The sequence below is a fragment of the Micromonospora endolithica genome, from assembly GCF_003626595.1.
Lineage (GTDB): Bacteria > Actinomycetota > Actinomycetes > Mycobacteriales > Micromonosporaceae > Micromonospora > Micromonospora endolithica.
In genome coordinates this window covers 1,057,401-1,083,495 of record NZ_RBAK01000001.1, presented here as the reverse complement: position 1 = coordinate 1,083,495, position 26,095 = coordinate 1,057,401, and the positions used below count along the sequence as shown (strand labels likewise).

Annotated in this window: 28 protein-coding genes; 18 read left to right on the top strand and 10 right to left on the bottom strand. The window is 71.5% G+C overall.

Annotated features, from left to right (window positions below):
- Positions 1 to 177: 177 nt before the first annotated feature.
- From D7223_RS04910 to D7223_RS04895, 4 genes are read left to right on the top strand one after another with little or no spacing between them, the layout of a single operon-like run.
- Positions 178 to 537: a PadR family transcriptional regulator gene (locus tag D7223_RS04910; RefSeq protein ID WP_120725173.1), complete on the top strand. Its 360-nt coding sequence runs from the start codon at positions 178 to 180 to the stop codon at positions 535 to 537.
- A gap of 2 nt (positions 538 to 539) precedes the next feature.
- On the top strand, positions 540 to 920 hold the full coding sequence (locus tag D7223_RS04905; RefSeq protein ID WP_120725171.1) for a DUF1048 domain-containing protein: 381 nt from the start codon (positions 540 to 542) through the stop codon (positions 918 to 920).
- The gene (locus D7223_RS04900; RefSeq protein WP_120725169.1) at positions 917 to 1,720 is read left to right on the top strand and encodes an ABC transporter ATP-binding protein; all 804 of its coding nucleotides are present in this window, start codon (positions 917 to 919) and stop codon (positions 1,718 to 1,720) included. Before D7223_RS04905 ends, D7223_RS04900 begins: the two co-directional genes overlap by 4 nt.
- Positions 1,717 to 2,481 carry an ABC transporter permease gene (locus D7223_RS04895; RefSeq protein WP_120725167.1) on the top strand — a complete coding sequence of 255 codons (765 nt, stop codon included), beginning with the start codon at positions 1,717 to 1,719 and terminating at the stop codon, positions 2,479 to 2,481. The genes D7223_RS04900 and D7223_RS04895 overlap by 4 nt, the downstream gene beginning before the upstream one ends.
- 86 nt (positions 2,482 to 2,567) lie before the next feature.
- Here the strand turns inward: D7223_RS04895 and D7223_RS04890 are convergent, their stop codons facing one another.
- A complete protein-coding gene (locus tag D7223_RS04890; protein ID WP_158610817.1) occupies positions 2,568 to 4,994 on the bottom strand; it encodes a M48 family metalloprotease in 2,427 nt (808 codons plus the stop codon).
- Positions 4,995 to 5,009: 15 nt separating this feature from the next.
- Complete coding sequence (locus tag D7223_RS04885) at positions 5,010 to 5,501, bottom strand: hypothetical protein (RefSeq protein WP_147252429.1); 492 nt, start codon at positions 5,499 to 5,501, stop codon at positions 5,010 to 5,012.
- Between the two features lie 104 nt (positions 5,502 to 5,605).
- Between D7223_RS04885 and D7223_RS04880 the strand changes: the two genes are divergently transcribed.
- From D7223_RS04880 to D7223_RS04865, 4 genes are read left to right on the top strand one after another with little or no spacing between them, the layout of a single operon-like run.
- The gene (locus tag D7223_RS04880) at positions 5,606 to 6,136 is read left to right on the top strand and encodes a GNAT family N-acetyltransferase (protein WP_120725161.1); all 531 of its coding nucleotides are present in this window, start codon (positions 5,606 to 5,608) and stop codon (positions 6,134 to 6,136) included.
- A gap of 58 nt (positions 6,137 to 6,194) precedes the next feature.
- Positions 6,195 to 6,989 (top strand): ABC transporter ATP-binding protein, encoded by a 795-nt coding sequence (locus tag D7223_RS04875; RefSeq protein ID WP_120725794.1) that lies wholly within the window; start codon positions 6,195 to 6,197, stop codon positions 6,987 to 6,989.
- Positions 6,986 to 7,747, top strand: a complete 762-nt coding sequence (locus tag D7223_RS04870) for an ABC transporter permease (protein ID WP_120725159.1) — start codon at positions 6,986 to 6,988, stop codon at positions 7,745 to 7,747. Before D7223_RS04875 ends, D7223_RS04870 begins: the two co-directional genes overlap by 4 nt.
- Positions 7,748 to 7,790: 43 nt before the next feature.
- Entirely contained in the window at positions 7,791 to 8,567 is a 777-nt protein-coding gene (locus tag D7223_RS04865) for a MerR family transcriptional regulator (RefSeq protein WP_120725157.1), read from the top strand.
- Here the strand turns inward: D7223_RS04865 and D7223_RS04860 are convergent.
- The 3 genes from D7223_RS04860 to D7223_RS04850 are packed head-to-tail and all read right to left on the bottom strand — an operon-like array spanning position 8,494 to position 13,057.
- Positions 8,494 to 10,284: an ABC transporter ATP-binding protein gene (locus D7223_RS04860; RefSeq protein WP_120725155.1), complete on the bottom strand. Its 1,791-nt coding sequence runs from the start codon at positions 10,282 to 10,284 to the stop codon at positions 8,494 to 8,496. The two genes, D7223_RS04865 and D7223_RS04860, sit on opposite strands and share 74 nt — an antisense overlap.
- The gene (locus D7223_RS04855) at positions 10,281 to 12,077 is read right to left on the bottom strand and encodes an ABC transporter ATP-binding protein (protein WP_202864578.1); all 1,797 of its coding nucleotides are present in this window, start codon (positions 12,075 to 12,077) and stop codon (positions 10,281 to 10,283) included. Before D7223_RS04855 ends, D7223_RS04860 begins: the two co-directional genes overlap by 4 nt.
- Complete coding sequence (locus tag D7223_RS04850) at positions 12,074 to 13,057, bottom strand: alpha/beta hydrolase (RefSeq protein WP_120725153.1); 984 nt, start codon at positions 13,055 to 13,057, stop codon at positions 12,074 to 12,076. Before D7223_RS04850 ends, D7223_RS04855 begins: the two co-directional genes overlap by 4 nt.
- Before the next feature lie 60 nt (positions 13,058 to 13,117).
- Between D7223_RS04850 and D7223_RS04845 the strand changes: the two genes are divergently transcribed.
- Together D7223_RS04845 and D7223_RS04840 are read left to right on the top strand one after the other, a co-directional pair.
- Positions 13,118 to 13,672 (top strand): TetR/AcrR family transcriptional regulator, encoded by a 555-nt coding sequence (locus tag D7223_RS04845; RefSeq protein WP_120725151.1) that lies wholly within the window; start codon positions 13,118 to 13,120, stop codon positions 13,670 to 13,672.
- Positions 13,673 to 13,800: 128 nt separating this feature from the next.
- Positions 13,801 to 15,309: a S1 family peptidase gene (locus D7223_RS04840; RefSeq protein ID WP_238161563.1), complete on the top strand. Its 1,509-nt coding sequence runs from the start codon at positions 13,801 to 13,803 to the stop codon at positions 15,307 to 15,309.
- Positions 15,310 to 15,371: 62 nt separating this feature from the next.
- Here D7223_RS04840 and D7223_RS04835 read toward each other — a convergent pair whose 3' ends face one another.
- Positions 15,372 to 16,448, bottom strand: a complete 1,077-nt coding sequence (locus tag D7223_RS04835) for a bifunctional NAD(P)H-dependent oxidoreductase/GNAT family N-acetyltransferase (RefSeq protein WP_120725149.1) — start codon at positions 16,446 to 16,448, stop codon at positions 15,372 to 15,374.
- Positions 16,449 to 16,503: 55 nt separating this feature from the next.
- On the opposite strand from D7223_RS04835, the gene D7223_RS04830 reads away from it, so the two are divergent.
- On the top strand, positions 16,504 to 16,953 hold the full coding sequence (locus tag D7223_RS04830) for a MarR family winged helix-turn-helix transcriptional regulator (protein WP_120725147.1): 450 nt from the start codon (positions 16,504 to 16,506) through the stop codon (positions 16,951 to 16,953).
- On the opposite strand, the gene D7223_RS04825 is transcribed toward D7223_RS04830, so the two are convergent.
- Both D7223_RS04825 and D7223_RS04820 read right to left on the bottom strand, forming a co-directional pair.
- A complete protein-coding gene (locus D7223_RS04825; protein ID WP_337589437.1) occupies positions 16,942 to 17,166 on the bottom strand; it encodes a hypothetical protein in 225 nt (74 codons plus the stop codon). The genes D7223_RS04830 and D7223_RS04825 overlap by 12 nt on opposite strands.
- Entirely contained in the window at positions 17,163 to 17,342 is a 180-nt protein-coding gene (locus D7223_RS04820; protein WP_120725145.1) for a hypothetical protein, read from the bottom strand. Before D7223_RS04820 ends, D7223_RS04825 begins: the two co-directional genes overlap by 4 nt.
- Before the next feature lie 274 nt (positions 17,343 to 17,616).
- Here D7223_RS04820 and D7223_RS04815 point away from each other — a divergent pair, with 274 nt between their 5' ends.
- Together D7223_RS04815 and D7223_RS04810 are read left to right on the top strand one after the other, a co-directional pair.
- On the top strand, positions 17,617 to 18,474 hold the full coding sequence (locus D7223_RS04815) for a helix-turn-helix domain-containing protein (RefSeq protein WP_337589436.1): 858 nt from the start codon (positions 17,617 to 17,619) through the stop codon (positions 18,472 to 18,474).
- Complete coding sequence (locus D7223_RS04810; protein WP_120725140.1) at positions 18,471 to 18,668, top strand: DUF397 domain-containing protein; 198 nt, start codon at positions 18,471 to 18,473, stop codon at positions 18,666 to 18,668. Before D7223_RS04815 ends, D7223_RS04810 begins: the two co-directional genes overlap by 4 nt.
- 105 nt (positions 18,669 to 18,773) lie before the next feature.
- Here the strand turns inward: D7223_RS04810 and D7223_RS04805 are convergent, their stop codons facing one another.
- The gene (locus D7223_RS04805) at positions 18,774 to 19,133 is read right to left on the bottom strand and encodes a hypothetical protein (RefSeq protein WP_147252430.1); all 360 of its coding nucleotides are present in this window, start codon (positions 19,131 to 19,133) and stop codon (positions 18,774 to 18,776) included.
- A gap of 101 nt (positions 19,134 to 19,234) precedes the next feature.
- Positions 19,235 to 20,059: an SDR family NAD(P)-dependent oxidoreductase gene (locus D7223_RS04800; RefSeq protein ID WP_120725785.1), complete on the bottom strand. Its 825-nt coding sequence runs from the start codon at positions 20,057 to 20,059 to the stop codon at positions 19,235 to 19,237.
- Between the two features lie 106 nt (positions 20,060 to 20,165).
- Between D7223_RS04800 and D7223_RS04795 the strand changes: the two genes are divergently transcribed.
- The 5 genes from D7223_RS04795 to D7223_RS04775 are packed head-to-tail and all read left to right on the top strand — an operon-like array spanning position 20,166 to position 26,049.
- The gene (locus tag D7223_RS04795; protein ID WP_120725136.1) at positions 20,166 to 20,765 is read left to right on the top strand and encodes a TetR/AcrR family transcriptional regulator; all 600 of its coding nucleotides are present in this window, start codon (positions 20,166 to 20,168) and stop codon (positions 20,763 to 20,765) included.
- 49 nt (positions 20,766 to 20,814) lie between these two features.
- Positions 20,815 to 21,054 (top strand): class I SAM-dependent methyltransferase, encoded by a 240-nt coding sequence (locus tag D7223_RS04790; RefSeq protein WP_202864577.1) that lies wholly within the window; start codon positions 20,815 to 20,817, stop codon positions 21,052 to 21,054.
- A complete protein-coding gene (locus D7223_RS04785; protein ID WP_120725134.1) occupies positions 21,051 to 22,175 on the top strand; it encodes an endonuclease domain-containing protein in 1,125 nt (374 codons plus the stop codon). The genes D7223_RS04790 and D7223_RS04785 overlap by 4 nt, the downstream gene beginning before the upstream one ends.
- On the top strand, positions 22,172 to 22,822 hold the full coding sequence (locus D7223_RS04780) for a hypothetical protein (RefSeq protein ID WP_120725132.1): 651 nt from the start codon (positions 22,172 to 22,174) through the stop codon (positions 22,820 to 22,822). Before D7223_RS04785 ends, D7223_RS04780 begins: the two co-directional genes overlap by 4 nt.
- Complete coding sequence (locus tag D7223_RS04775; RefSeq protein ID WP_120725130.1) at positions 22,819 to 26,049, top strand: ATP-binding protein; 3,231 nt, start codon at positions 22,819 to 22,821, stop codon at positions 26,047 to 26,049. Before D7223_RS04780 ends, D7223_RS04775 begins: the two co-directional genes overlap by 4 nt.
- The last annotated feature ends 46 nt before the right edge of the window (positions 26,050 to 26,095 follow it).

Here is a 26,095-nt window from a genome sequence, read left to right as displayed (position 1 = left end):
AAGCGGCGCGCCGACGATCGTGACGGCGTGGCTCGCATGGTGGTACCTGCTCCACCCGCCGGATGACCGTGACGTGGACCCCTGCACCGAGCTGCTATTCAGTGTTGCTATCTACCGGTACCTAGTGTTACCGTCTACCAGTAGTCAGCGTCGCTTGGTAGCGAGGGGGAAGACGGCATGGGCAACCAGATGACCGAGATGCTGAAGGGCACTCTCGAAGGCATCGTGCTGGCGATCCTGGCCCGCAGATCCGCCTACGGCTACGAGATCACCGCGTGGCTGCGCGACCGCGGATTCTCGGACATCGCGGAAGGCACGATCTACGCGCTGCTCGTCCGTGTCGAGCAGCGCGGGTTCGTGAACGTGGAGAAGGTTCCCTCCGAGAAGGGGCCGCCGCGGAAGGTCTACTCGCTCAACGCTAAGGGGCGGGACCAGCTCGCCGAGTTCTGGAGGACGTGGAGCGTCCTCGCCGAACGCATCGAGCAACTCCACCAGGACGACAACCAGCACGACAACCGGCACGACGAAGGAGCATGAGCATGGCCGCGAAGTGGATCGAGACGCTCGTCGGGTCACTTGATCAGAAGAAGCAGTACAAGCACCACACGGCCCGGATCGAGGCACTACCGGAGCCCTATCGCAGCACGGCCAAGGCACTTCAGCGGTACTTCATGTACCACGGCGGAATCCTCGACGGCGACACGCTCATCACGATGCTCGGCGACTTCGCCGACCTCTGGGAGCGGGCGGTCGCCGACGGAACGCCGGTCCGGGCGATCGTCGGCGACGACCCGGTCGAGTTCGCCGAGACGTTCCTGCAGGCGTACTCCGGCCGGCAGTGGATCGACAAGGAACGCGAGCGCCTCCGCAGGGCGGTCGACGCCGCCGCCGGCGACAACGGTGAGGAGAGCGGGTCATGACCACCACGACGCGCGAACCCGCGATCAGGGTGCGGGCCGTCACGAAGTCCTACCAGGACCTGCACGTGCTGCGGGGCGTCGACTTCGACGTGGCACCTGGGAGCATCTTCGCTCTGCTCGGCTCGAACGGCGCCGGCAAGACCACGCTGGTGCGGATCCTGTCGACGTTGCTCAGGGCGAACACCGGCACCGCGACCGTCCACGGCTTCGACGTCGCCTCGGCTCCGGGCGACGTACGCAGATCGATCAGCCTGACCGGCCAGTTCGCCGCGGTCGACGAGGTGCTCACCGGCCGGGAAAATCTGGTCCTGGTCGCGAAGCTCCGCCACCTGAGGAACCCGGGCGCGGTCGCCGACGACATGCTCGCCCGTTTCTCGCTCACCGACGCCGGAAACCGGCGGGCCGGGACGTACTCGGGCGGCATGCGCCGCCGGCTGGACATCGCGATGAGCCTGGTCGGCAACCCGCCGGTCGTCTTCCTCGACGAGCCGACCACCGGCCTCGACCCGCAGGCCCGGATCGAGGTCTGGCAGACCGTGAAGCGGCTCGCCAAGGACGGCACGACCATCCTGCTGACCACCCAGTACCTCGACGAGGCCGAGCAACTCGCCGACCGGATCGCGATCCTGCACCAGGGCGTGATCATCCAGAACGGCACCCTCGCCGAGCTGAAGCAGCTCCTCCCGTCCGCCGAGGTCGAGTACGTCGCGAAGCAGCCGACCCTCGAGGACGTCTTCCTCGCCCTCGTCGGCGACACCGCTGACGGGGCCGCCATGCCCGCAGGAGGGGAATCCCGATGACCGCCCACGTCCTCAGCGACACCGGAACCCTCACCGGCCGCTCGCTGCGTCACATCCTGCGCAGCCCGGACACCATCATCACCACGGCGATCACCCCGGTCGCGCTGATGCTGCTCTTCGTGTACGTGCTCGGCGGCGCCATCAACACCGGATCCGACGAGTCGTACATCAACTACATGCTCCCGGGCATCCTGCTCATCACGATCGCCTCCGGCATCGCCTACACGGCGTACCGGCTGTTCCTCGACATGAAGGGCGGCATCTTCGAGCGCTTCCAGTCGATGCCGATCGCACGACCCGCCGTACTCTGGGCGCATGTCCTGACCGCGCTCGTCGCCAACCTGGCCTCGATCGTGATCGTCACCGGCGTCGCACTGATCATGGGGTTCCGCACCGGCGCGTCCGTGACCGACTGGTTCGCCGCCGCCGGCATCCTGATCCTGTTCACCCTCGCCCTCACCTGGGTCGCGGTGATAGCGGGACTGTCCGCCAAGACCGTCGACGGCGCGAGCGCCTTCAGCTACCCGCTGATCTTTCTGCCCTTCATCAGCTCGGCGTTCGTCCCCACCGACTCGATGCCCGGCCCGGTCGCGTGGTTCGCCGAGAACCAGCCGGTGACGTCCATCGTGAACACGCTCCGCGCGCTGTTCGCGCAGCAACCCGTCGGCCACGACATCTGGATCGCCCTCGCCTGGTGCGCCGGCCTGCTGGTGGCCGCCTACGCCGCCGCGACGGCGATCTACCGCAAGAAGATCAGCTAGCCGATCACGAGGAGACAGCGCCGCGTCCGGATGGATGCGGCGCTGTCGACGAAGGCGAGTGGTCCGGCACCGGCATCGGCTGCCGGTCAGCCGAAGGAGCCCCGCAGCCACAGGTCGTACGCCGACGTCCGAATTCCGACCACCAGGATCGTGGTGACCGCGAGCAGCAGGCCGATACCGACCACGGTGGCCGTCCGGGTCCAGGGAGCCGTCCTCGGTGACGTGTCACCAGCGGTGGTGATCCGTGCGGGTGTCCCGGTGGGGTCGACGATCCCCCTGACCACTGCCGCCACCAGCACCAGCGGAATCGCCACGATGAGCCCCTGCACGAGGATCCAGTGCGCGGTCCGGGAGACGAGATCGAGGTCTGTCGCGGTGCGGCACACCCCGTTGCCGGTCAGGCAGCTCACCGGCCGGGCCACCCAGGAGATGGCCACGGTGGTGACGATCGTGGTGACCGTCGCGGCAAGTAGTGCCCGGGCTGGCCGGCGCGAGCCGCCTCGGAGCAGCACCACCGCCATCGTGACCGCCAGCAGCACCGAGCCGACGGCGAGGGTGGCATTCTCGACCACGGCGCCGAACGCCATCTCGTGCGCCTCCGGAATGGCCTGGCGTACGTCGATCGGGAGCACCATCCCGGCGGCCACGGGTAACAGGGCGCCGATCACCGCCGCCACGGCACCGCTGGCCAGACCCAGGAGTGCCGCACTCCGCAACGCCCGCCGGCCGGCCGCGTTCCAGGCCAGCAGCGCCGGTACCAGCCAGAGGACGGTCAGGGCGGTCAGCGTGAACGGATTGTGCACGAAGCGGTCCGCCGGTCCCAGCTCCGCCGTGCTCACCATGCCGACCGCCGCGTACCAACCGGCACCGTCCGCCGGCACAGGGCCCCAGCTCAGCGCGAAGCCGTACCGGATCGAGGCGAACGGCAGCCAGACCGCCAGGGCCGCCGCGCCGGCCAGACCGGCGGCCCCCAGGGTCGCCGGTAGCGCCCAGCGCGCCGGGGCGACGAACACGGCCGTCGCACCGGTGGGCGACGGGGTGTCCCGCGCATCGACCCGGGCGTCGCGAGGCCTCGGCCCGGTCAGAGCCGCACGGGCCGTCGAGTCGGCCCACCCGGCCAACGCCACCGCGGCGACCGTGAGCACCAGGCCCGCGACCAGGGTGGATGCCGGACCGGAGGTGACGAACCAGGATCTGCCGCTGGTCGTCCCTGGCGACAGCAGCATCCCCAGCAGGAAGGCTCCCACCAGGACCGGACCACTGGTGAGCCAGAACGGAATCCGGCGAGCCGGCGCCGCTGACTGCACGGCTGCCTGCGCTGCTCGCCAGACCGCCAGCGCGAGCAGGGCACCCAGCCACGGCCCGACCGTCAGGCCGAGCAGGGCGGCACCGAGAAGGGCGTCCAGTCCGAGAGCCGGGCCAGTCACCAACGTCAGGTTCGTGGTCAGCACGCCGGCCGGAAGGCCGGCGGCGACCAGGTCCCAGTGCGTCGGCCGCCACGCCGCCACGGGGTCCCGGATCGCCCGAAGACGTTCGGCGGGTACCGGGTGGGTGCCCCACCGGTCGAGCCACCGACGCGGCACCGGGAGCCGTTCCACGATGGCGGCCATGGCCGCACCCGTCCCGCCCACATCGACGGCCACCCGGTCCGCGTACGTCTCGCGGGCGCGCAGCACCGCGTTGCGCAACAGGTAGACCAGACACCCGAGGGCGACCAGCACGCCGAGGAAACGGGCGCTGAATCCTGGCGCGTACGACAGGGTGCTCGTCCGCCACGTCCACTCGCTGGGCGTGGTGACCAGTCCCGGATGCACGATCAGGAGCAGCGGCGGCAGCACGGCCACCAGCAGGAAAGCCCGCCACACGGCGATCGTCAGGTAGGTCAGATCGACGTCACGGTTGCGCAGGTGTGCCAACTCGTGGGCCACCACGGCCCGGAATGCCGGCCGGTCGGTGGCCCGGAGGACCAGCGCCCCGGCGTCGAGCTGGATCCGTCGCCGACCCGGCAGGCCGAACGCCTGACCACTCGGCGTGCCCCGGTGCGGCACGAGCCACCACTGCGGTGCCCGGGCCAGACCCATGGTCCGGCGCAGATCGTCGAGGTCCTCGGCCACGCCACCGACGAGGCCCGGCGGAAGCTGTCGCGACCGGTTTCGCCGCACGATCCACCACGGATGGGCGAGGTACAGGGCGATCGCCACCGCGGCGAGAACGCCGACCCCGACGGCGACCACGGCGAACGGTTCGGCGAAGGCCGGTCGCAGGCAGGACCGGAATTCGGCCTGCAACGCCTCACGTCGCAGCACGTCGTCCAGGAGGCCGTCCGCCGCCAGCCCGGCCACCCCCGCGTCGAACGCGGAATCGCACTCGGCCCCGCGGGCCTCGTAGGCGGCGAGCCGATCCGGCGGGAAGAGGCCGAGGGCGAAGAAAACGATCACGCTCGTGGCCAGGACCGCACCGATGAGAAGGACGAAGTACGCGGTCGGCTTGCCCGGGGCGGCTCGTGGGTCCACCGGGCGCACCATCGGTCAGCGAACCTCGCCGCTGAGCCGGCCCTGCCCGACGACGGCGTCGGCGATGAGCGCCGCCTGGTCGGGGTCGACACCCCCGCGCACCGCGACCTGCTCGACGATCCGGCGTACCTCGGACCACTCCTGGACGGTCAACTCCAGCGATGCCTGCGCATCCGATGCCGATCCCACCGACTGCGGTGGCGCAGCCCGGAAGGCGCGGCGGAGCGCAGCCGAGGTGACCCGATGCCCCTTGCGCATTGCCAGTTCCACGACGTACCGCACCGCCTCGGTCATCGCCGCCAGCGCCACCGGGGTCAGCAGCACCAGCACCTCCGGCAGTCCGAACGCCAGCGGCCCGCCGCGCCGAGCCGGCTCCGCGAACGCGCCGGGATCGGCGAAGTAAGCCTCGGTCAGCAGCGGAAACAGCTCGTCCTCGCCCGGCGAGATCCGGGCGACCACCGGCCTGGCAAGGTCGACCAGCAGGGATCGGTCCAACTCCGGCCGCATGCCACCCTCCGTCACCGCCCGCATCCGCTCGATGCACGGCCCACTGTAGAGGCCGCCCCGACCGAGAGGAAGGCGCGTCGCCCGGCGCTGGCTAGATTGCAGGCATGCGCACCATCGCGAGTAACCGCCTCCTGCTGCGCCCCTGGCGCGACACGGACGCCGACTTCCTGCTGGATCTCGAGTCGCGCGGGGAGGTCGTGCGGTTCCTGGGCGCGCACCCCACGATCATGAACAACCGCGAGGATGCCCTCGCCTCGATCGCACGCCGACGTGCCGTCGACGACCCGGTCCACGGGATCTGGGCCGTCACCACCGCGACGGACGGCCGGCTGGTGGGAAACCTCCTGCTCAAGCCGATTCGCCTGTCGGCGGGGGAGCGGGCCGGCGAGCCGGCCGATGTCGAGATCGGCTGGCACCTGCATCCGGACGCCTGGGGGCGCGGCTACGCCACCGAAGCGGCGGCGGCGGTCCTGGACGACGCGTTCAGCCGGGGTCTGGCGAGGGTCGTCGCGGTCACGGACCCGGACAACCGTGCCTCCCAGGCCGTCTGCCGGCGGCTCGGCATGACGCACGTCGGCCGGACGACGAGGTATTACGACACGCCGAACGAACTCTTCGAGAAACTGGCCGGCTGACCGGCAGGGCCCGCACGGCTTGACCCTGACGCTGCGTCAACCCTCCATGCTGGCCCTCATGAGCATCCCGGCACCAACCGATCACCTCGCACCCGCGATCCACGTGCGGGGCCTGGAGAAGTCGTTCAAGCAACTGAAGGTGCTGCGCGGCGTGGACGTCGACGTGGCGCGGGGGAGCATCTTCGCCCTGCTCGGCTCGAACGGGGCGGGCAAGACGACGGTGGTGAGGATCCTGGCCACGCTGCTCAAGGCCGACCGGGGGGAGGCCCGGGTCAACGGCTTCGACGTCGCCACGCACCCGGTCGACGTACGCGAGTCGATCAGTCTGACCGGGCAGTTCGCGGCGGTCGACGAGATCCTCAGCGGGCGGGAGAACCTCGTCCTGGTCGCCCGACTGAGGCACCTCCCGGATCCGGGTGTGATCGCGGACGACCTCCTGAGGCGCTTCTCGCTGACCGATGCGGGCGCCCGGAGGGTGGCGACGTACTCCGGTGGCATGCGCCGACGGCTGGACATCGCGATGAGTCTCATCGGGAATCCACCGGTCGTCTTCCTCGACGAGCCGACGACCGGGCTGGACCCGGAGGCGCGGATCGAGGTGTGGCACGCGGTGAAGGAACTCGCCGACGGCGGTACGACCGTGCTGCTCACCACCCAGCACCTCGACGAGGCGGAACAACTCGCCGACCGGATCGCGATCCTCCACGAGGGCCGGATCATCGTCAACGGGACCCTGGACGAGCTCAGGCGTCTCCTTCCGCCCGGCGAGGTCGTGTACGTGGAGAAGCAGCCCACCCTCGAAGACGTCTTCCTCGCCCTGGTCGGCGCCGGAACGGACAAGGAACAGCGATGAACAAGCACTTCCTCGGCGACACCGCCGTTCTCCTGGGACGTTCGCTGCGGCACATCAGCCGTAGCCCGGACACCATCATCACCACCGCGATCATGCCGATCGCCTTCATGCTGCTCTTCGTCTATGTCTTCGGCGGTGCGATCGAGACCGGTTCCGACTCGTACGTCGACTACCTGCTGCCCGGCATCCTGCTCATCACCATCGTCTCGGGCATCTCCTACACCGCCTACCGGCTCTTCCTGGACCTGAAGGGGGGCATCTTCGAACGGTTCCAATCCATGCCGATCGCGCGCTCCTCGGTGCTGTGGGCGCACGTCCTGACCTCGCTGGTCGCCAACCTGATCTCGCTCGTGGTCGTCATCGGCGTAGCCCTTCTGATGGGCTTCCGCACCGGCGCGGGCGTGCTGGCGTGGCTCGCGGTCGCCGGCATCCTGGCCCTCTTCACCCTGGCGCTGACCTGGATCGCGGTGATCCCCGGCCTGACCGCGACGTCCGTGGAGGGTGCGAGCGTGTTCTCCTACCCGCTCATCCTCCTGCCGTTCGTCAGCTCGGCCTTCGTACCGACCGAGACCATGCCCGGCCCGGTGCGCGCCTTCGCCGAGCACCAGCCGGTGACCTCGATCGTCAACGCGATCCGGGACCTGTTCACCCAGCAGCCGGTCGGCACCGGCATCTGGACCGCTCTCGCCTGGTGTGTCGGCATCCTCGTCGTGGCCTACGTCTTCGCCGGCATCTCCTACCGTCGGCGGATCTCCTGAGCGGCGCCGACAGGTTGCGGGTGAGTCGGGCAGGATCCACCGCATGCTGACGATCGGCCAACTGGCGGCGTACGCCGGCGTCACCGTGCGGGCGGTGCGGCACTATCACCAGATCGGGCTGTTGCCCGAGCCGGAGCGGGACGCCTCGGGTTACCGCCGGTACGGCCCGTCCGCGGTCGTGTCCCTCATCAAGATCCGTACCCTGGCCGACGCCGGCGTGCCGCTGTCCCAGATCGGTGAGATGCTCGACGCCGACGCGACGACCTTCGCCGAAGCGGTCCGCAGGATCGACAGCCGGCTGCGCGACGAGATCGAACGGCTGGAGACCAACCGCAGGCAGATCGCGCAGCTCGCCGCCGGGGACAGTCTGGCGCTCCCGCCGGAGGTGACCTGCTACCTCGATCGTCTTCGGGAGATCGGGGCGTCGGAGCGGATGGTGCAGGGCGAGCGGGACGGGTGGATCCTGCTCGCGGCGCGCTGGCCCGATCAGGTCCGCGAATGGATACCGGGCAAGCTCGCCGAACTGGAGGACCCGCAGACCGTTCGGCTCTACCAACTCCTTTCGGAGATCTTCGACAGCGACCTGCTCGACGACTCGCGGCTGGCGGAGGCCGCCGACATCATGGCCTGCCTGGCCGAGCAGGTACACGAAGCCGGTGAGATGAACGTCGCCGAGGAGTACGACGATCTACCCCACGACCTGCTGGACGCCCTCGCCGTCGAGTACGACCCGCGGGTGCAGCGGCTCAAGGACCTGATGAGGGAGCGGGGCTGGAGCGGTTGGAACCGGATGGAGCGGCTGGCAGAGCCACCGGGGTGAGCTGCTCGCCTGCTGCCGGGGTGACGGAGATGTTCCAGAATTCGGCGTACCGGCCGCGCCGGCGTAGCAGCTCGTCGTGGCTGCCGTCCTCCACGATCCGGCCGCCGTCGACGAAGACGACGCGGTCGGCCCGTTGGACGGTCCGCATCCGATGCGCCACCATCACCACCGTCCGGCCCGCCATCAGACGCGCGACGCCCTCGTGGACGGCCGCCTCGTTCACCGGGTCGAGTGCGGAGGTGACCTCGTCCAGCAGCACGATGGGCGCGTTCTTCAGCAGTGCTCGGGCGATCGAGACGCGCTGGCGTTCACCGCCGGACAGTCGGGTCCCACCCTCGCCGACATTGGTCGCCCATCCGAGGGGCAGTCGCTCGATCACCTCGTCCAGCTGCGCGGCGGTGGCCACCGCCCGTACCTCGGCCGCCGGTGCGTCGGGGCGGCCGAGACGGACGTTGTCCTCGATGGTGCCGTCGAAGAGATAGACGTCCTGGAAGACGACGGCGATCTGCGCCGTCAACACCTCACTGGCGATGGCGCGTACGTCTGCGCCGCCGACGCGTACCGCGCCCGCGTCCACGTCGTAGAAGCGCGCGAGCAGCCGCAGCAGGGTGGTCTTTCCCGCGCCGGACGGTCCGACGACGGCGAGCCGCTGCCTCGCCGGCACGGACAGCGACAGGTCGTCGATCACCGTACGGTCGCCGTGCCGGAAGGTGACGGAGTCGAACTCCAGGTCATGCCCGGCCGGCCGGATCGGTTGACGAGGCTCCGGCAGCGGCTGGGTGCGCAACACCTCGTCGAGTCTCACCAGCTCGTTGCGGGCACCGCGGAGTTGGCCGCCGATGTTCGACAGCGACAGCAGTGGATCGGCGCAGCGGGTGGCCAGCACCAGGATCGCCAGCACCTCCGGCGCACCGATGTCTCCGCGCAGCGCGAGGTAGGCGCCCAGGAACAGCAGGAGCGTGAACATCGCCTGCACCGTGAGGGCCAGGCCCAGTGCGCCGGGCAGCATCGACAGCACGCCACGGCGGGACGTGCGTTGCATCTCACGCAGCGAGTCGTCGAGCAGCCGGAAGCGTTCGGTGGTCCGGCCGCCGGCCCGCAGCACCGGCTGGGCCTGGAGATATTCGATGACCCGCCCGCTGGCCTCCCGGTCGCGTTCGGCGTGCTCGACGTCGGTGGCGGCCATCGACCGTCCGGTCCAGATGTGGATCGCCGTCACGACCGGTGCGGCGATCAACGCGGCCAGCCCCAGCTGCCAGTTGAAGGCGAGCACCACCACGACGATCGTCAGGGGAGTCACGAAGGCGGAGACGAGCGGTGCCAGCAGATGCGCCAGGACGCTCATCGCCTGCAGGAGACCCCGGCTGGCCAGGACGGACAGCTCCCCGATCCGGCTGGCGTCGTACCAGCCGATGGGCAGTCGGGCCAGCTGGCCACCGAGCCGGTGATACATGCCCCGCAACAGCGTGGTGCCGACCCGGAAACCGGACAGGTCACTGCGATAGCGCAGCGCCGCGTAGACCGCGACCGCGAACCCGAACGCGACCAGCCAGGGCACGGCAGCCTCGGGGGTGCCGCCGAGCAGTGCCCGCAGGACCGGCACCAGCAGTGCGTACGACAGACCTTCGGCTATCGCGGTCGTCACCATCAGAGCCACGGTCCGACGCATCGGCTGGGCGTACTCGTGCCCCAACACCCGCAGCAGCAACCCGATCACCGGGAACCCCCGGCCGTCGCCGGTCGGTGGGATCGCCAGAACTCGGCGAAGCGTCCGCGTTGTGCCAACAACTCGCCGGGCCTGCCACGCTCGGTGATGGTGCCGTTCTCCAGCATCACGACGGTGTCGGCGTCGGCGACGGTCTCCAGTCGGTGGGCGATGACCAGAGTCGTCCGGTCGTGGGCCCGGATCGCCAGGGAGCGGCGGACGGCCTGTTCGGTCTGCGGGTCGGCGAAGGCGGTCGCCTCGTCGAGCACCAGGACGGGTGGGTCGGCCAGCAGTGCGCGGGCGATCGCGATGCGCTGCGTCTCGCCACCGGACAGGTTGATCTCCGCACCGACCACGGTGTCGTAGCCCCGGGGCAGTTCGAGGATCCGGTGGTGGATGTTCGCCAGCTTGGCGGCGCGGACCACGTCGTCCAGGTCGGCGTGCGGTACCGCCAGCGCGATGTTGTCCGCCAGTGACGCGCGGAGCAGGCGCACGTCCTGGAAGACGAAGGAGACCATGCGGTGCAGCTCCCGGCTGCTGATCTCTCTCAGGTCGACACCGCCCAGCAGGATCGCGCCGTGGGTCGGGTCGAAGAACCGTGGTAGCAGCTGGACCAGCGTGGACTTTCCGCTTCCCGACGGCCCGACGAGCGCGGTGACCGTCCCCGGTTCGAGCACCAGGTCGATGCCGCGCAGCACCTCGTGGTCATCGTGGTAGCCGAATCGGACACCACGCAGTTCCACCCGGTGGTGCCGTGGTGCGACGGGGTGCGCGGGCTCCGGCAGCGGCGGCACCTCGAACACGTCCCGGATCCGGCCAAGTGCGCGCCGGGCGGCCTGCGCGTCATCGAAACCGTGGCCGAGGGCCGCCACCGGAGCGGTCAGGCCCAGTCCGAGCAGCAGGAAGGGCAGCAGGTCAGCCGGGGCCATGCCGCCGGTCGTGATCAGCGCCGTACCGCCGGTCAGCACGACCAGAAGCACGAACGGCGGTGACAGCGCCAGCTGCATGCCGGCGGCCACCGCGGAGACCCCCCGAACCCACCTGGTGAAGATGCTGACGAAGTCGTCCGCCGCCGTGATGAACGCGCGGTGGGCACGGTCGGCGCCGCCGAATGCCTTGACCACCGAGATGCCCTGGACGAACTCGACGACCGAACTCGCGATCCGTCCCATGGCCGCGTCGAATTCCTGCTGCTCGCGGAGCCGGTTCGGGGTCATCAGCGCCGGGATCAGCGCCACTGCCAGCACCACCGGGATCAACGTGATCAGCGTGAGTCGCCAGTCGATGGTGAGCAGGTAGACCAGCGACACCAGCGGCACCACGAACGCGGAGACGAGTTCGCCGGGGGCGTGGGCGATGAACGGGTGCACCGCGCTCACGTCCTCGCCCACCACCTTCGCCAGCTCGCCGGTCCGGCGCCCGGAGAACCAGCCGATCGGTACGCGTCCCAGCCGCGCGGCCAGCGCTCGCCGGAACGACAGTTGCACCTGACCGTCGAGGAGGTGCCCGACGCCGGACGACGCGGCGGTGAACAGCAGCCGGACGAACAGGCCGACCGCGCCCGCGACCACGACGGTCCGGACATGGCCGTGGTCGACCACGCCGGGCGACAGGAGGGTACGACCCAGCTCGACGACCGCCAGCAGCGGCGCCAGACCCGCGAGCGCACCGATGACCTGCAGGACGATCACGAGCGCGAAGCGCCACAGGTGTGGACGCAGCAGCCGGGACATGGCCCGCCGCGCCGCGGCGGCGTCGTCCGGTGCCGGTGCGGACCGCGTCCCGACCTGGACGGTGGCGGTCATCGCTGTTCCGTCCTCGCCGGGCTCGCCGCGGGGTGCAGGTGGCCGCGCAGGAAGGCGAGGATCTCGCGGCGCGCGAGACGGGCGGCCGGGACCAGGCCGGGCATGCTGACGAAGCCGTGCAGGGCCTTCGGGTACCGGACCAGCCGGACGTCGGTGCCGCCGGCGCGAAGCCGGTCGACGTATCGGGCTCCCTGGTCGTCCAGGATGTCCAGCGCGCCGGTGACGACCAGCGCGGGTGGCAGACCGGCGAGGTCGTCGAGCCGCACCGGAGACACGGTGCGCGGGTCGAGGCCGGCCGGCACGCTCCACCTGGCGGCCGCGCGTAACTGGGACAGCGAGAGCCCGGGGTTGCCGGCGTTCGCGGCGATCGAGGGGTAGTCCGCCATGGTCTCGGACCAGTCCGTGGCCGGGTAGGTCAGCACCTGGGCGCGTACCGGCGGACCGTCCTCGCGGGCGCGCAGGGTGAGGAGCGCGGCCAGCGTGCCCCCGGCGCTCTCGCCGAGGACCGCGACGGCCGTGGGGTCCAGGCCCCAGTCGCCGGAGTCGTCGAGAAGCCGGACGAGTGTGTCGTAGCCGTCGTCGACCGGTGCCGGCAGCGGGTGCTCGGGGGCGAGGCGGTACTCCACCGACACGACCACCGCCGGGCAGCGGGCCGCGAGGTGGCTGTTGATCCAGTCGTTCTGCGCGGCGGTTCCCATGACGAAACTGCCGCCGTGGAACGAGAGGATCAACGGCAGCCTCGGGCCGGCGCTCTTCGGGCGGTGCACCCGCAGTGTCAGGCGGCGGCCCGGGAGCTGAAGGGTGTGTTCCTCGATGCGGGCGCGACGGTCGGGCAGGCCGGTGAAGACCCGGGCCACGCGCGCCGCCCGCAGGCGGTTGGTCTTCTCGCGTGCCGCGATCACCTGCTCGTCGGTGAGAGCCTCCCAGTCCAGGCCGTCCCGGAGAACGAGGCGGGCGCCCAGTGGGCCGTTGGCTGTCATGAGACCTCCCGGTTAATTGCGCTACTCGCAGTAGCGTAATGGTGAGGTTAGCCTGAACCGGTGCAGGCCACTACCCCCCCGACGGCTGGGCGTCCCCGCTCGGACCTGAACGCGACCGTCTTCGCGGCCACCCTGCGTTCGGTGCGGGAACTGGGCTACGCGGGCGCGACGATGGACCGCATCGCCACGGCGGCGGGGGTCGCGAAGACGACGCTCTACCGGCGCTGGCCGTCGAAGGGCGCGTTGATCGCGGACTGCCTGCTCGACGCGTTCGGCCCGGTGCCGCTGACCGGCGCCGATCGGGGTGAGGTCGTCGCGTCGGCGATCCGCTGGATAGCCGCGAAGATCAGTGCGCCAGGGGCCGGGGCGGCGTTCGCGGGCGTGTTCAGCGACGCCATCAACGATCCGTCGCTGCGCGAGATCCTGTCCAAGCGGTTCCAGGAGCCGTACCGGGTCGCGGTCCAGGACGCGCTGGGCGAGCCGGACGACCGGGTTCTGCTCCTCATCGACGTCGTCACCGGAACGTTGCTCCACCGGATGGGAATGACCGGCGAGCCGATGGCCGACGCCGATGTCGAGGCGATGATCGACATGGTCCTGCGCACCTTCGGCTGACGCCGCCGCGGTATGAGCCAAAGGCTATCTACCGACATCGATAGAACGTGTTCTAGGTTACGGCCACCTGTCGGTGCCGGAGCGACCAGGCCGGACCGGCAGCTCCGCCGAACCGAAGGAGTTTCCGGATGAACCGAGTCCTTGCTGGCACGGCAGCAGCGATCCTGTTGCCGGCCGGGCTGGCTGCCATCGTCATCGCCGGGCCCGCCGGCGCGAGTCCCACCGGGCCGACACCGGCCGCACCCGCCGCTGCGGCCGGGGAGGCCGCCTCGCCCGAGATGCTCGCCGCGATGCAACGCGACCTGGGCCTGACCGCCACCGCGGCTCGTGCCCGGATCGCCTCCGACGACGCCGCCAGCCGCACCGAACTGGTGCTGCGTAAGCGGCTCGGCTCCACCTTCGCCGGCGCCTGGCTGGCACCGGACGCGAAGTCGCTGGTCGTGGCCGTCACGGACAGCGCCAAGGCCGCCGAGGTGACCGCCGCCGGCGCCACCCCGAAGCTGGTGGACCGCAGCGTCGCCAAGCTCGACGCGGTCAAGGACGGCCTGGACGCCGCGGCCGCCAAGGCGCCGCCGGCCTCGGTGCCCGGCTGGTACGTCGACGTCAAGACCAACACCGTCGTGGTGCAGGCGCGCGGCGGCACCGCCGCCGCCAGCGCCTTCGTCAAGGCCAGCGGCGTCGACGCCGCCACGGTACGGGTGGTCCGCACCACCGAGAAGCCCCGGTTGCTCTACGACGTACGCGGGGGCGACGCCTACTACATCGGCGGCGGCCGCTGCTCGGTCGGCTTCTCCGTCAACGGCGGCTTCGTCACCGCCGGGCACTGCGGCAACACCGGCAACGCCACGACCGGCTTCAACCGCGTCAGCCAGGGCACCTTCCAGGGCTCCTCGTTCCCCGGCAACGACTACGCCTGGGTGGCGGTCAACTCCAACTGGACCCCGCAGCCGTGGGTCAACAACTACGCCGGCGGCAACGTGACGGTGGCCGGCTCCACGGTGGCCCCGATCGGGTCGGCCATCTGCCGCTCCGGCTCGACCACCGGCTGGCGCTGCGGCACGGTGCAGGCCTACAACCAGACCGTCAACTACGCGGAGGGCTCCGTCTCCGGCCTGACCCGCACCAACGCCTGCGCCGAGCCGGGTGACTCCGGCGGTTCCTGGCTCAGCGGCCAGCAGGCGCAGGGCGTCACCTCCGGCGGCTCCGGCAACTGCAGCTCCGGCGGCACCACCTACTTCCAGCCGGTCAACGAGATCCTCTCCGCGTACGGCCGGACCCTGGTGACCAGTGGCGGTGGCACCCCGCCCCCGACCAACCCGCCGACCGGCTGCACCGGCTACGAGTTCACCGTGAACGGGTCGCTGTCCAGCGGCGGCAGCGCCTACCAGCCGAACGGCAGCTACTACTACTCCTCGGCCTCCGGCACCCACCGGGGCTGCCTGGACGGCCCGACCGGCACCGACTTCGACCTCTACCTGCAGAAGTGGAACGGCAGCGGGTGGAGCGTGGTGGCGCAGGGCGCCTCGGCGGCGGCGGACGAGAACGTCAGCTACAACGGCACGGCCGGCTACTACCGCTGGCGGGTGCACGCCTACAGCGGCTCCGGCAGCTACGTCCTCGGCTACAGCAACCCCTGATCGGTTCGACCGGACGCCCGCCTCGCACCACGCGAGGCGGGCGTTCCCGTACGCCCGACCCTTCAGCCGACCGACTGCCGTGACTTGGTGAGCCGGACGCTGCCGTCCGGGGCGTCCCCGGCGGTGCCGCGGGCATAGCCGGCGCGCTCGTACCGCGCGATGTTGCCGGCGCTGCGGGCGCCGGTGAACAGCGCGCAGCGGGTGGTCTCCGCCGGGGCCTGCGCCTCGACGTAGCCGAGCAGCCAGGACCCGATGCCGTGCCCGGCCTGGTCGGGGGCCACCATGAGCCGACCGATCAGCCACGTGTCGCCGTCCGCGCGGGCGCGGACCGCCGCGACGAGGCGACCGTGCCGGCGTACGCACCAGAGCCGCCAGGTCGACAGCGACGCGCGCAGGTCGTCGAGGGTCTCCCGCAGCGGCGGCAGGTCGAGGGTGTCGTTGGCCAGGGCCTCCTGCACCCAACAACACCGCTGGAGTACGAGCAGCTCGGCCAGGTCGTCGCCGCGGGCGGGAGCCAGCCGCAGCCCGTCGACCGGCCCGGCCGGGTCGGTGTCCCCACTGTCGCGTAGCGGCCGCATCACCCGGGCGACCCGGTCCACTTCACGCAGCACCGCGCGGGCGGCGTCGTCGAGCTTCACGGACGGGCTGATCCGCCCGTCGCGGGTGTCGTCGGCGAGGCGGAGGGCGACGGTGGCGCCGATCGGCATCATCCGCAGGGTGGTGACGACCTGCTTGGTCATCTGCACCGCCCGGGTGCCCGCCGAGGTGTTGCCGTAGCTGACGAAGCCCACCGGCTTCCACGACCACTCGTGGTAGAGGAAGTCGAGGGCGTTCTTCAGCGCCGCCGGCATGCCGAAGTTGTATTCGGGGGTGACCACCACGAAGGCGTCGGCGGCGGCCACCCGCCGGCTCCAGGCGCGGGTGTGTTCGTGGGCGTAGCTGCCGCTGGCGGGGTGCGCGGGCTCGTCGAACAGCGGTAGTCCTATCTCGGCCAGATCGGCGACCTCGACGGTGATCCCGCCTTCGGTCGCCGCCGGGCGGGTGGCGGCGACGAACCAGTCGGCGACGGCCGGGCCGAGTCGACCGGGGCGGGTGCTGGCGACGATGACCAGGACGCGGAGCGAGGAAGTCGATGACATGTCAACGAAGCTAGCCATGCTTCGATGATGTGTCAACAAACTGTAGGCTGACCGGGTGGCGACCCCCTGGTTGAGCGAGGACGAGGAAGACGCGTGGCGGGCCTTCCGCCGCCTGTTGACCGCGCTGCCGGCGCGGCTCGGTCGGGACCTGGCCCGCGACTCCGGGCTGTCCCCGGCGGACTACGAGGTGCTCAGCACCCTGTCGGAGAAGCCGAACCGGCGGTGGGCGCTCAAGGACCTCGCCGCCAAGATGGAGTGGTCGCGCAGCCGGCTGTCGCACCACACGAGTCGCATGCAGGGGCGGGGACTCGTCGACCGGGAGCCCGATCCGCAGGACGCGCGGGGCTGCATCCTGCACCTGACCGACGAGGGGTTCCGGGTGCTGGAGGAGGCCGCCCGGCACCACCTCGTCTCCGTACGCTCGCGCTTCCTGGATCACCTGAGCCCGGACGAACTCGCGGTCCTGCGCGCGCTGTCGACCCGGATCGCCGACCTACCGAGCTGACGCGCTTCCCGGTAGCCCGGCCCGCTGCACGAAGACCGACCGACGGGCCACCGCGTCGCCCTTCGCGTTCAACTCGTAGCCGTTCAGCCAGACCCAGCCGTCGTACGTGATCCAGTCGAGCACCCGGATCACCCGGAAGGTGATCGGCGTGCCGAACTGCACGCTCGCCGCGCGGGTCAGGTGCACCAGGTCACCCGCCTTCAGCGTGGTCACTGGTCCTCCGTCGGCCAGTGGACCCGGCTGATCGGGATCCGGTGCCGGGCGTGGCAGGGCAGCTCCGCGCCGCACCGGCACCTCCTGCGCCAGTGCGTCCAACTCCACACCGGCCGGTGCCGGCGGGCCAGGGTCAGCGCGGTGGCGATCAGATATTCCTCGTACGTCACGCGCATCGGGTGTCCTCCGGAGGAAGAACAGCGCCGGCCAATTCTGCGGTCAGCGAACGACGGACGCTCGCTGGTGCCATTTCCGGCGCTCTTTGGGGCCGTTCGGATTGGTGACAGGATGTGACACGTCGAGCGCCTTGCGCAATCACCGGAGGCGCCCTAACCTCGGGCTCGAATTGACCCGCGAGGAACGGGAGGGATAAATGCGCGAGGAGAAACATCTGCTGTTGCAGGAGGGGTGCGGTGATGTTGCATGACGGATGAAACAAGCGGGTCCACCGTGCCCCGGCGGCAGCTCGGCCGCCTGCTCACGCAGCTACGCGAGGACGCCTCGGTCTCGCTGGACGCCGTCGCTGACGGGCTGGACTGTTCGCGACAGAAGGTGTGGCGCATCGAAAAGGGGCTGGTGCCGGTCCGGGTGGTCGATGCCCGAGCGATGTGCGAGATCTACGACGTGCCGGCGGAGATGCGCACGATCGTCGCCGGGCTGGCAAAGGAAACGCGGGCCCGTGGCTGGTGGCACTCGTACGGCGATGTCGTCCCGTCGTGGTTCTCGCTCTACGTCGGGCTGGAATCGTCCGCCGTCCTGATGCGCCATTACGACGCGGAACTGATTCCCGGGCTGTTCCAGACCCGGGAATACGCCATGGAACTGTTCCGCCGCAAGAATCCCACAATGAGTGGCGCGGAGCGGGAGAAGCTCGTCGAGGTGCGCCTACAGCGACAACACATCCTGGTCCGGCGGTTGCCTGCCGCGCCGGTGCTGAAGGTGGTGCTGAGCGAGGCCGTGCTGCGCCGCACCATCCCGGACCGGGCCGCGATGACCGCGCAGTTGCGGCACCTGCTCGACGTGGCCGCGCTGCCCAACGTGAGCCTGCGCATCCTGCCGCTGGCCGCCGGCCCGCCGCTGGCCAGTGAGACGGGCACCTTCGTGGTGCTGGACTTCCCGCAGCCGCTCGGCCGGGCATCGACCGAGCCGACTACCGTCTACCTTGAGAACATCACCGGCGCGCTCTACCTGGACAAGCCAGCCGAAGTCGCTGCCTACGACCACGTCTGGTCCGATCTGGAGACGCTCGCGTCGGATGAGGTGGAGTCCGAGAAAATGATCAAAGCGATCATCGAGGAGCGAGCATGACTGACCTTGCCGGTGCCGTCTGGCGCAAGAGCACCCGCAGCGGCGGGAGCGGCGGCAACTGCGTCGAGGTGGCCGACAACCTGCCCGGCGTGGTGGCCGTCCGCGACAGCAAGGACCAGGCCGGCCCGGCGCTGCGATTCCCCCCGACCGCCTGGTCCGCCTTCGTCGGACAGGTGCGGCACGGCCTGCGCTGACCTGCGATCGGGGCCGCCCGCCAGGCGGGCGGGCGGCCCCCTGGGGGTACGCCGACGGGCCGGTCCACCGGACTGAGCGGCCCGCGGCACGGGGCGGGCGGGTTCTCAGTGGTGCGGCTCCGCCGGGGCGGGATGCGGGTCGGCGTGGTGGTGGTGGTAGTACTCGCTGGCGGCCCAGCCGAGCGCCATACCCAGCGCCAGCGCACCACCGATGGCCAGCGGATTCTCCAGGGCCAGGAACGGTGCCAGGTCGGCCCGGACGTCGAGCAGCCCGCGATCGAGCACGGCCCGGTCGACCATGGACGGCAGCTCCAGCACCTTCGGGTCCACCGTGAGGCCGGCAGCGCTCACGGCCGCCGCCGGGTCGGCCCAGAACGCCTCGGTGAATGCCGGGTCGGTGACCATTCTGTCGAGAATGGTGCCGAGGTCGCGAAGGTACGGGGGCGGATTAGCGGTATACGACATGCGGGTCTCCATTCGAGGGAGTTTCGTGCGGCCATCGTGGGATCCGCCGCGAAGCCGTGTCAACGAATGGAGGAATACCCGACTCTCGCCCTATCCGAATGTCAGGAAATGGCGGGGCGGTCACCGAGCCGGCTCAGGTCCTCCCAGCGCGTGTACTCGGCGGTGCGGGCCGCATCCAGGCCACGGACCAGGTCGAACGCCGTCCCGCCCAGCACCAACCGCTTCGGCGGATCGGACAGCGCCACCGCCCGCAGCAGGACCTCCGCGGCGAGCGTCGGATCGAAATCCTCGGCCTCGCTCCACAGTGCGGCCAGCTTGGCGCGCAGCGACTCGTACGCCGGGTGGGCTTCGGTCTGGGTGAGGCCGGTGGTGAACAGCTCGGTCTGGTATCCGCCGAGGTGGAGAATGGTCACCCGGACACCGAAGGGTTCGGCCTCCATGGCCAGGGCCTCGCTGACCGTGTCGAGTGCGGACTTGCCCGCGCTGTAGAGGCCGGTCGAGGCGAATCCCCCGAAGGAGCCGATCGACGACACCTGCAACAGGTGCCCGCCGCCCTGCTCACGCATGATCGGCAGCACGGCCTGGCTGACCCAGAGCGCGCCGAAGAAGTTGACGTCGAAGTGGGCGCGGGCCTGCTCCTCGGTGACCTCCTCGACCATGCCGAGCAGCGCGCCGCCGGCGTTGTTGACCACGACGTCGAGGCGACCGAGTTGGTCGGTCGCCCGTCGCACGCCGGCGAACACCGCGGCCCGGTCGGCCACGTCGAGGGGGTACGCGACCAGGCGTCCGCCGGACGCGTCGACCAGGTCGTCGAGCGGACGCACGTCGCGGGCGACGCCGACCACCCGGTCCCCGGCGGCGAGGGCGGCCTCGGTGAAGGCGCGACCGAGGCCACGGGAGGCACCGGTGATGAACCAGGTTCGCATGATCAACTGCCTCTCGACGAGAACCGACTGACGAGACGGACCGTTTCGTCTCGGTGAGTCTAGCACAGGCCGAGACGGACCGTCTCGTCTCGGCTATGCTGCACCCATGTCACCCGACACCACCCGCCGCAGCGACCGGTCCCGCCGTGCCGTCCTGGCCGCCGCCCGCGACCTCGTCGTCGAGGTCGGCTATCCCCGCCTGTCGATCGAGGCGGTCGCTCGGCACGCCGGTGTGGGCAAGCAGACGATCTACCGCTGGTGGCCGTCGAAGGGCGCGGTGGTGCTCGACGCGGTCCGCGCGCTGAGCGAGGACGAGACCGGCGGCATCACCCTGCCCGACACGGGTGACCTGGAGGCCGACCTGAAGACGGTGCTGCGGGCCACCGCCGTGGAGTTCGGTGATCCGGCGCTCTCCGCGCTGCTGCGTGGCCTCTATGCCGAGATCGCCGTCGATCCCGAGCTGGCCATGCTCTACCGGGAGCAGGTCGACCGTCCGGTGACCGAGGCCAAGCTCGCCCGGCTGCGCGCCGGCCAGCGAGCCGGCCAGCTGCACCCCGAGGCCGACCTCGCGCTCTGCCTCGACCTCCTCTACGCCCCGTTCGTCCAGCGCTGGCTGCTGCGCACCGGCCCGCTCGACGCGGCGTTCGCCGACGCCCTGGTCGAGGCCACACTGCGCGCCTTCGCGCCCGTCGGCGACGTCGAGTGAGTGCCGGCGGCGTTCACCGGGGACGACAACGTGTCATACAGTGCCCGGCATGGCACAGCCGGTATGGGCCGACGGTGAGGCTTACGAGGCTTACGTGGGGCGGTGGAGCCGCCGGGTCGCCGAAGAGTTCCTCGGCTGGCTGGACCAGCCGCCCGGCCTGCACTGGCTGGACGTGGGCTGCGGCACCGGCGCGTTGACCGCGACGGTGCCCGCCCGGACGGCGCCGGCCCAGGTCACGATCCGGCTCACCGCGCGGGCCTGGGCGGTCAGCGGCACCCGGCCCCGGTGACGTCGGACTGGTGGGCCGGGCTGCCGCAGGGGCAGGTCAGCCACCTGCCCGACGTCGACCCCGAACTGCTCCGGGTGGCGCTCGACCCGCTGCCACCGACGGCGCCGGCGGTGGTCCACTACCGGCCCGCCGAGGTGGGCAGGATCGGCGACCTGATGGCCGCCCTCCTCGACGAACTGGACGCGGTCGCGCTCGCGCTCTTCCCGCGCTGGCTGCCGGGGGCCGAGCACCTGGACGGGGGAGGGGCGCTGAGTGTCGCGGCGGTGCGCGCGCTGGCGGCCCGCGTCGCCGCCCGCTCCCGGCACTTCGGCCCGTTCCTCGCCGACCTCGCCGAGCGGGCGCTGCGCCGGCCGCACATCGTGGTCGGCCCGGCAGTTCCGGCGGCCCACCGGCCCGCCGACCCGCCTCCGCGGGTGTTCCGGTCCCGCTTCCCGGCGGAGGTACGCGCCGCCGGCCTGGCCCGGGTGATCGCCCAGGCGTACGGCCGGGACGGGTGCGTACTCCTGGTCACCCTGCCCGACCTGGGACCGGAGGCGGAGCGGACGGTCGTGGCCGCCGCCGAGTGGCTGGTCCGGCACGGCCACTTCACGGTGTGGCTGGCCGGCGCGCCGCTGCGCCACGCCGACCGGGTCCGGCCGGTGCCGGTGGCGGTGCCGGCCGGCCTCGCCGCGCTGGACGATCCGGGGGGTCGCATTCCCGACAACGTCGGCCGGGTGGGGCCGGTGCTGCTGGCCTGGCCACCGATCGCCGGTGTGCCGCGTGGCGACAGCGCGGCCGAGCAGGCACTGGAACGCGCCCTCGCCCCGCACCCGTGGGCGCGCGGCCGGCGCTGGAACCAGACGTACGAGTGGCACCCGCTCGGCGAGGCGTACCGGCTGGATCTCTTTTGGCCCGCCGAGGGGCTTGCGGTCGAGGTGGACGGCCCGGAGCATCGGGGGCGAATCGCTTTCGCCAACGACCGGCGGAGGGACGTGCGGCTGCAACTTCGCGGGCTGGACGTGCTCCGCTTCACCAACGAGCAGGTGCTGTCCGACGTGCCGACGGTGGTCGACGGGATCCGTCGGCTGCTGGCCCTGCGGCGCGCGGGCGGCACGCACCCCCACGGAGATGAGACACCATGACCAGCCCGGCGGACGTCCCGAGCCTGACGCCGAACCAGATCAACGCCCTCGTGGTGCTGATGGTCGAGGCCCGCCGCCTCACCAACGGCGAGCTGCGTGACCTGGCCGGCTTCACCCTGACCGGCAAGGACAACAAAAGGCTCCTCGATCTGGGCCTGGTCGAAACCGACCGGACCAGTCGGCCCTTCGCCCACGAGCTGACCGACGAGGGCTGGCGGGTGATGCGCCACCTGCACACCGCGCCACCGCCGAAGTCGGGTGGGTCCGCCACCCGGTCGCTGCTCACCGTCCTGGCCAACCTGCACCGCTCGCTGGACCGGCTGCGGGTCAGCCACGGCGACTTCTTCACGCAGACCGGCGAGGTGACGCCCGCCGCGACCGCGCCGCTGGACGTGGAGGCGCTGGTCCGCGCGGCCTACCGGGACCTGGCGAAGGCACCCGGCGCCTGGGTCGGCCTCGCCGACGTCCGGGACCGTCTCGCCGGCACCGACCGGGCGTCCGTGGACGCCGCGCTGCGGGCGATGGCCGGCCGGGAGGACGTCCGCGTCATCCCGGCGGCGAACACCAAGTCGCTCACCCCGCGCGACCGGGAAGCCGCGGTACGGATCGGCAACGAGGACAACCACGCCCTGGCGATCGGCGCATGATCTCCGACGACCAGCGGGCCGCGCTGGAGGCGGTCAGCCTCAATCCGGCGGTCACCCCGGACGACGTCTGGCGACCCAGCCGGCACAACGTGCCGGAGCTGCACGAGAAGGTGGTCGCGGAGATCCTCCGCGGGGTGGCGCGGGCGCGCACCGACGACACCAGCGTGCCGCTCGGCGTGGCCATGCAGGGCCGGGCGGGCGCCGGCAAGACGCACCTGCTCGGCGCGGTACGCGAACGCATCCAACAGGACGGCGGCTACTTCTTCCTGGTGGACATGGTCAGCGGCAAGACGTTCTGGGAGAGCGTCGCGCTGGCCCTGGTGGAGGGGATGGGCCGCGACCACATCGGCTGGGGCACCCAGTTGCGGACCTTCCTGCGCCGGCTCACCCCGCAGCTCGGGCTGCCGGTCGACGTCCGGGACGCGATCGCCGGCACCCGACCGGTGGACCGGGAGCAACTGGACGCGTTCATCCGGGCGCTGCGCACCCGTGACCGGGAGGTCGGGCGGGACTGCCAGGACACCGCCCGGGCGCTGGTCCTGCACGGCGCCGTCGACTTCGAGGCGCAGGACGTCGGATACGCCCACCTGATCTCCGAGGCGGGCGACCCGGCCGGGCGGGCGGCCTGGGGGCTCAGCGGCGCCGTCCGCACCCCCCAGCAGATCGTCCAGGACATCTCCCGGCTGATGGCCCTGACCCTGGATCCCACCGTCATCGCCGTCGACCAGCTCGACACGCTCTTCGCCCAGACCAGCACGTCGCTGTGGGACCAGCACGCCGGGCTGGAGGACGGCCAGGCCAAGGTGATCGGCCCGATCGCCGACGGGCTGCTCAAGCTGCGCGACGTCACCCGCCGTACGCTCGTCGTCGTCTCCTGCCTCCCGGACACCTGGGAGCTGCTGACCCGCAGCGCGCCCACCCCGGTCGGCGACCGGTTCCGCCAGGGCGTCCTGCCGGACCGCATCCCCACCCCGGAGATCGGCCGGGTCATCGTGGCGAAGCGCCTCGGCGCGGCGTTCGCCGGCGCGCACTTCGTACCGCCGTACCCGACCTGGCCGATCGCCCCGGCCGCCTTCGCCGACGCGCCCACCCTGACGCCGCGCGCCCTGCTGCGGCGGGTGGACCGCCACGTCGCCTGGTGCCGGGACCACGACGAGGTGGTGGAACTCGACCGGCTCATCGAGGGCGCCGACACGGTGCCGGCGGAGACGACCGGCCGCGGCACCGGGGCCGCCGAGATGCCCACGGGCGAGGGGCGGCTGGACGAGTTGGACGCCCGCTTCGCCGAGCTGGTCGCGGGCGCGGACGTGGCACCCGCCCTCGACCCCCGCACCGAGGACGAGCACATGCCACGGCTGCTCGCCGCCGGCCTCGCCGCGTGGATCGCCGAGCGGGCCCCGACCGGCGCCACCTACAAGTACGACCCGCCGCCGGGGCGGAAACCCGCGCTGCACGGCCGGCTGATCGAGGTGCTCGACGAGGCCACCGAGAACGAGGCGCACTGGTGCTTCCGGGGCGTCGCGCACCCGAACGCGATCGCGGTCACCGCCCGGGTCAGGGCCGCCTGCACGATGGCCGGACTGGATCGGGACCTGCCGCAACGCCGGCTGGTGCTGCTGCGCAACAGCCCGTGGCCGACCGGGAAGCGTACGACCGAGGTGTTGGACGCGTTCGACGCGGCCGGCGGCCTGCGGTGCGCGGTGACCGAGGCGGACCTGCGGGTCTTCGCGGCGCTCCGGGTGCTGGCCGGCGAGCCGTCGGCGGTGGTGCAGGAGTGGCTGGTCGACCGCCGCCCGGCCAGCGGCACCGACCTGTTCCGCAGGGTGCTCGCCGACCCGGATCCGGCGCCGGCCGTCGCGACGCCTCCCGCGCCGCCGGTGTCGGTCGACGCGGTCGACCTGGTGGTCGGTGCCGACGCACGGACCCCCGCACCGGTCCCGGCCGCGACCGACCGGCGGTCGGTCGGGCTGGGCCGGACCGTGGACGGGGACCGTCCGTTCGCCGTGGACCTGGAATCGCTGCGCCGGCACGCGGTGGTGTTCGCCGGATCCGGCTCCGGCAAGACGGTGCTCATCCGCCGGCTCGTCGAGGAGTGCGCGCGGCAGGGGGTCTCCGCGATCGTCCTCGACCCCAACAACGACCTCGCCCGGCTCGGCGACCCGTGGCCGGAACCGCCGAACGGGTGGGGTCCCGGCGACGCCGAGCGGGCCGCGGACTACCTCGCCCACACCGAGGTGGTGGTGTGGACACCCCGGGTCAACGCCGGACGTCCGCTGAGTTTCCAGCCGCTGCCCGACTTCACCTCGCTGCACGACTGGCCGGACGAGTTCGACCAGGCGATCCGCTCCGCCGTCGAGGCGCTCGCGCCGCGCGCCGGGGTGGACCGCGCGACCCGCCTCGCCCAGCAGGGCAAGGCCGTCCTCACCGAGGCCCTCCAGGCGTACGCGAAGACCGGCATGGTGGGTCTGGCCGGCTTCACCGAGTTCCTCACCGACCTGCCCGACGGGGTCAGCCGGCTGGCCCGCGCCGAGAAGCTCGCCCAGGAACTCGCCGAGACCCTCAAGGCGGCGATGGTCACCGACCCCCTCTTCGGCGGATCCGGCGCACCGGCCGACCCGGGCCTGCTGCTGACCCCGTCGCCCGGCCGCCGGGCCCGGGTGTCCGTGATCAGCTTCGTCGGCCTCACGTCCGACCAGGAACGGCAGAGCTTCGTCAACCAGTTGCAGATGGCCCTCTTCGCCTGGATCAAGCGGCATCCCGCCGGTGACCGTCCGCTGGGTGGGCTCTTCGTGATGGACGAGGCGCAGACCCTCGCCCCGTCGACCGGGAACACGGCGTGCACCGCCAGCTCGATCGCGCTCGCCTCGCAGGCCCGCAAGTACGGGCTCGGGCTGGTCTTCGCCACCCAGGCCCCGAAGGGTCTGCACAACCAGATCTCCGGCAACGCGACCACCCAGTTCTTCGGCCTGCTCAACGCCCCCGCGCAGATCGACGCGGCCCGGCAGCTCGCCGAGGCCAAGGGCGGACGGCTGCCCGACATCGGCCTGCTGAGCAGCGGTGAGTTCTACGCCGCGGGGGAGGGGTTCTCCTTCGTGAAGGTACGCACCCCGCTGTGCCTCACCCACCACCCGAAGGCGCCGCTGACCCCGGAGGAGGTCGTCGCCCGCGCCCGTACCGACGGCCAGGTGTCCACTGTCGACTTGTCATCATGTCCGCAACGGGACTGACCCACCCACCACCGGGCCGCACCCGGTCACCCTGATCCCGCCGCAC

Excerpts from the sequence above, each read along its gene's own strand:
- D7223_RS04910 (WP_120725173.1), top strand. The coding sequence starts at position 178 with ATGGGCAACCAGATGACCGAGATGCTGAAGGGCACTCTCGAAGGCATC.
- D7223_RS04905 (WP_120725171.1), top strand. The coding sequence starts at position 540 with ATGGCCGCGAAGTGGATCGAGACGCTCGTCGGGTCACTTGATCAGAAG.
- D7223_RS04900 (WP_120725169.1), top strand. The coding sequence starts at position 917 with ATGACCACCACGACGCGCGAACCCGCGATCAGGGTGCGGGCCGTCACG.
- D7223_RS04895 (WP_120725167.1), top strand. The coding sequence starts at position 1,717 with ATGACCGCCCACGTCCTCAGCGACACCGGAACCCTCACCGGCCGCTCG.
- D7223_RS04885 (WP_147252429.1), bottom strand. The coding sequence starts at position 5,501 with ATGCGGCCGGAGTTGGACCGATCCCTGCTGGTCGACCTTGCCAGGCCG.
- D7223_RS04880 (WP_120725161.1), top strand. The coding sequence starts at position 5,606 with ATGCGCACCATCGCGAGTAACCGCCTCCTGCTGCGCCCCTGGCGCGAC.
- D7223_RS04875 (WP_120725794.1), top strand. The coding sequence starts at position 6,195 with ATGAGCATCCCGGCACCAACCGATCACCTCGCACCCGCGATCCACGTG.
- D7223_RS04870 (WP_120725159.1), top strand. The coding sequence starts at position 6,986 with ATGAACAAGCACTTCCTCGGCGACACCGCCGTTCTCCTGGGACGTTCG.
- D7223_RS04865 (WP_120725157.1), top strand. The coding sequence starts at position 7,791 with ATGCTGACGATCGGCCAACTGGCGGCGTACGCCGGCGTCACCGTGCGG.
- D7223_RS04855 (WP_202864578.1), bottom strand. The coding sequence starts at position 12,077 with ATGACCGCCACCGTCCAGGTCGGGACGCGGTCCGCACCGGCACCGGAC.
- D7223_RS04850 (WP_120725153.1), bottom strand. The coding sequence starts at position 13,057 with ATGACAGCCAACGGCCCACTGGGCGCCCGCCTCGTTCTCCGGGACGGC.
- D7223_RS04840 (WP_238161563.1), top strand. The coding sequence starts at position 13,801 with ATGAACCGAGTCCTTGCTGGCACGGCAGCAGCGATCCTGTTGCCGGCC.
- D7223_RS04835 (WP_120725149.1), bottom strand. The coding sequence starts at position 16,448 with ATGTCATCGACTTCCTCGCTCCGCGTCCTGGTCATCGTCGCCAGCACC.
- D7223_RS04820 (WP_120725145.1), bottom strand. The coding sequence starts at position 17,342 with ATGCGCGTGACGTACGAGGAATATCTGATCGCCACCGCGCTGACCCTG.
- D7223_RS04810 (WP_120725140.1), top strand. The coding sequence starts at position 18,471 with ATGACTGACCTTGCCGGTGCCGTCTGGCGCAAGAGCACCCGCAGCGGC.
- D7223_RS04805 (WP_147252430.1), bottom strand. The coding sequence starts at position 19,133 with ATGTCGTATACCGCTAATCCGCCCCCGTACCTTCGCGACCTCGGCACC.
- D7223_RS04800 (WP_120725785.1), bottom strand. The coding sequence starts at position 20,059 with ATGCGAACCTGGTTCATCACCGGTGCCTCCCGTGGCCTCGGTCGCGCC.
- D7223_RS04795 (WP_120725136.1), top strand. The coding sequence starts at position 20,166 with ATGTCACCCGACACCACCCGCCGCAGCGACCGGTCCCGCCGTGCCGTC.
- D7223_RS04790 (WP_202864577.1), top strand. The coding sequence starts at position 20,815 with ATGGCACAGCCGGTATGGGCCGACGGTGAGGCTTACGAGGCTTACGTG.
- D7223_RS04780 (WP_120725132.1), top strand. The coding sequence starts at position 22,172 with ATGACCAGCCCGGCGGACGTCCCGAGCCTGACGCCGAACCAGATCAAC.
- D7223_RS04775 (WP_120725130.1), top strand. The coding sequence starts at position 22,819 with ATGATCTCCGACGACCAGCGGGCCGCGCTGGAGGCGGTCAGCCTCAAT.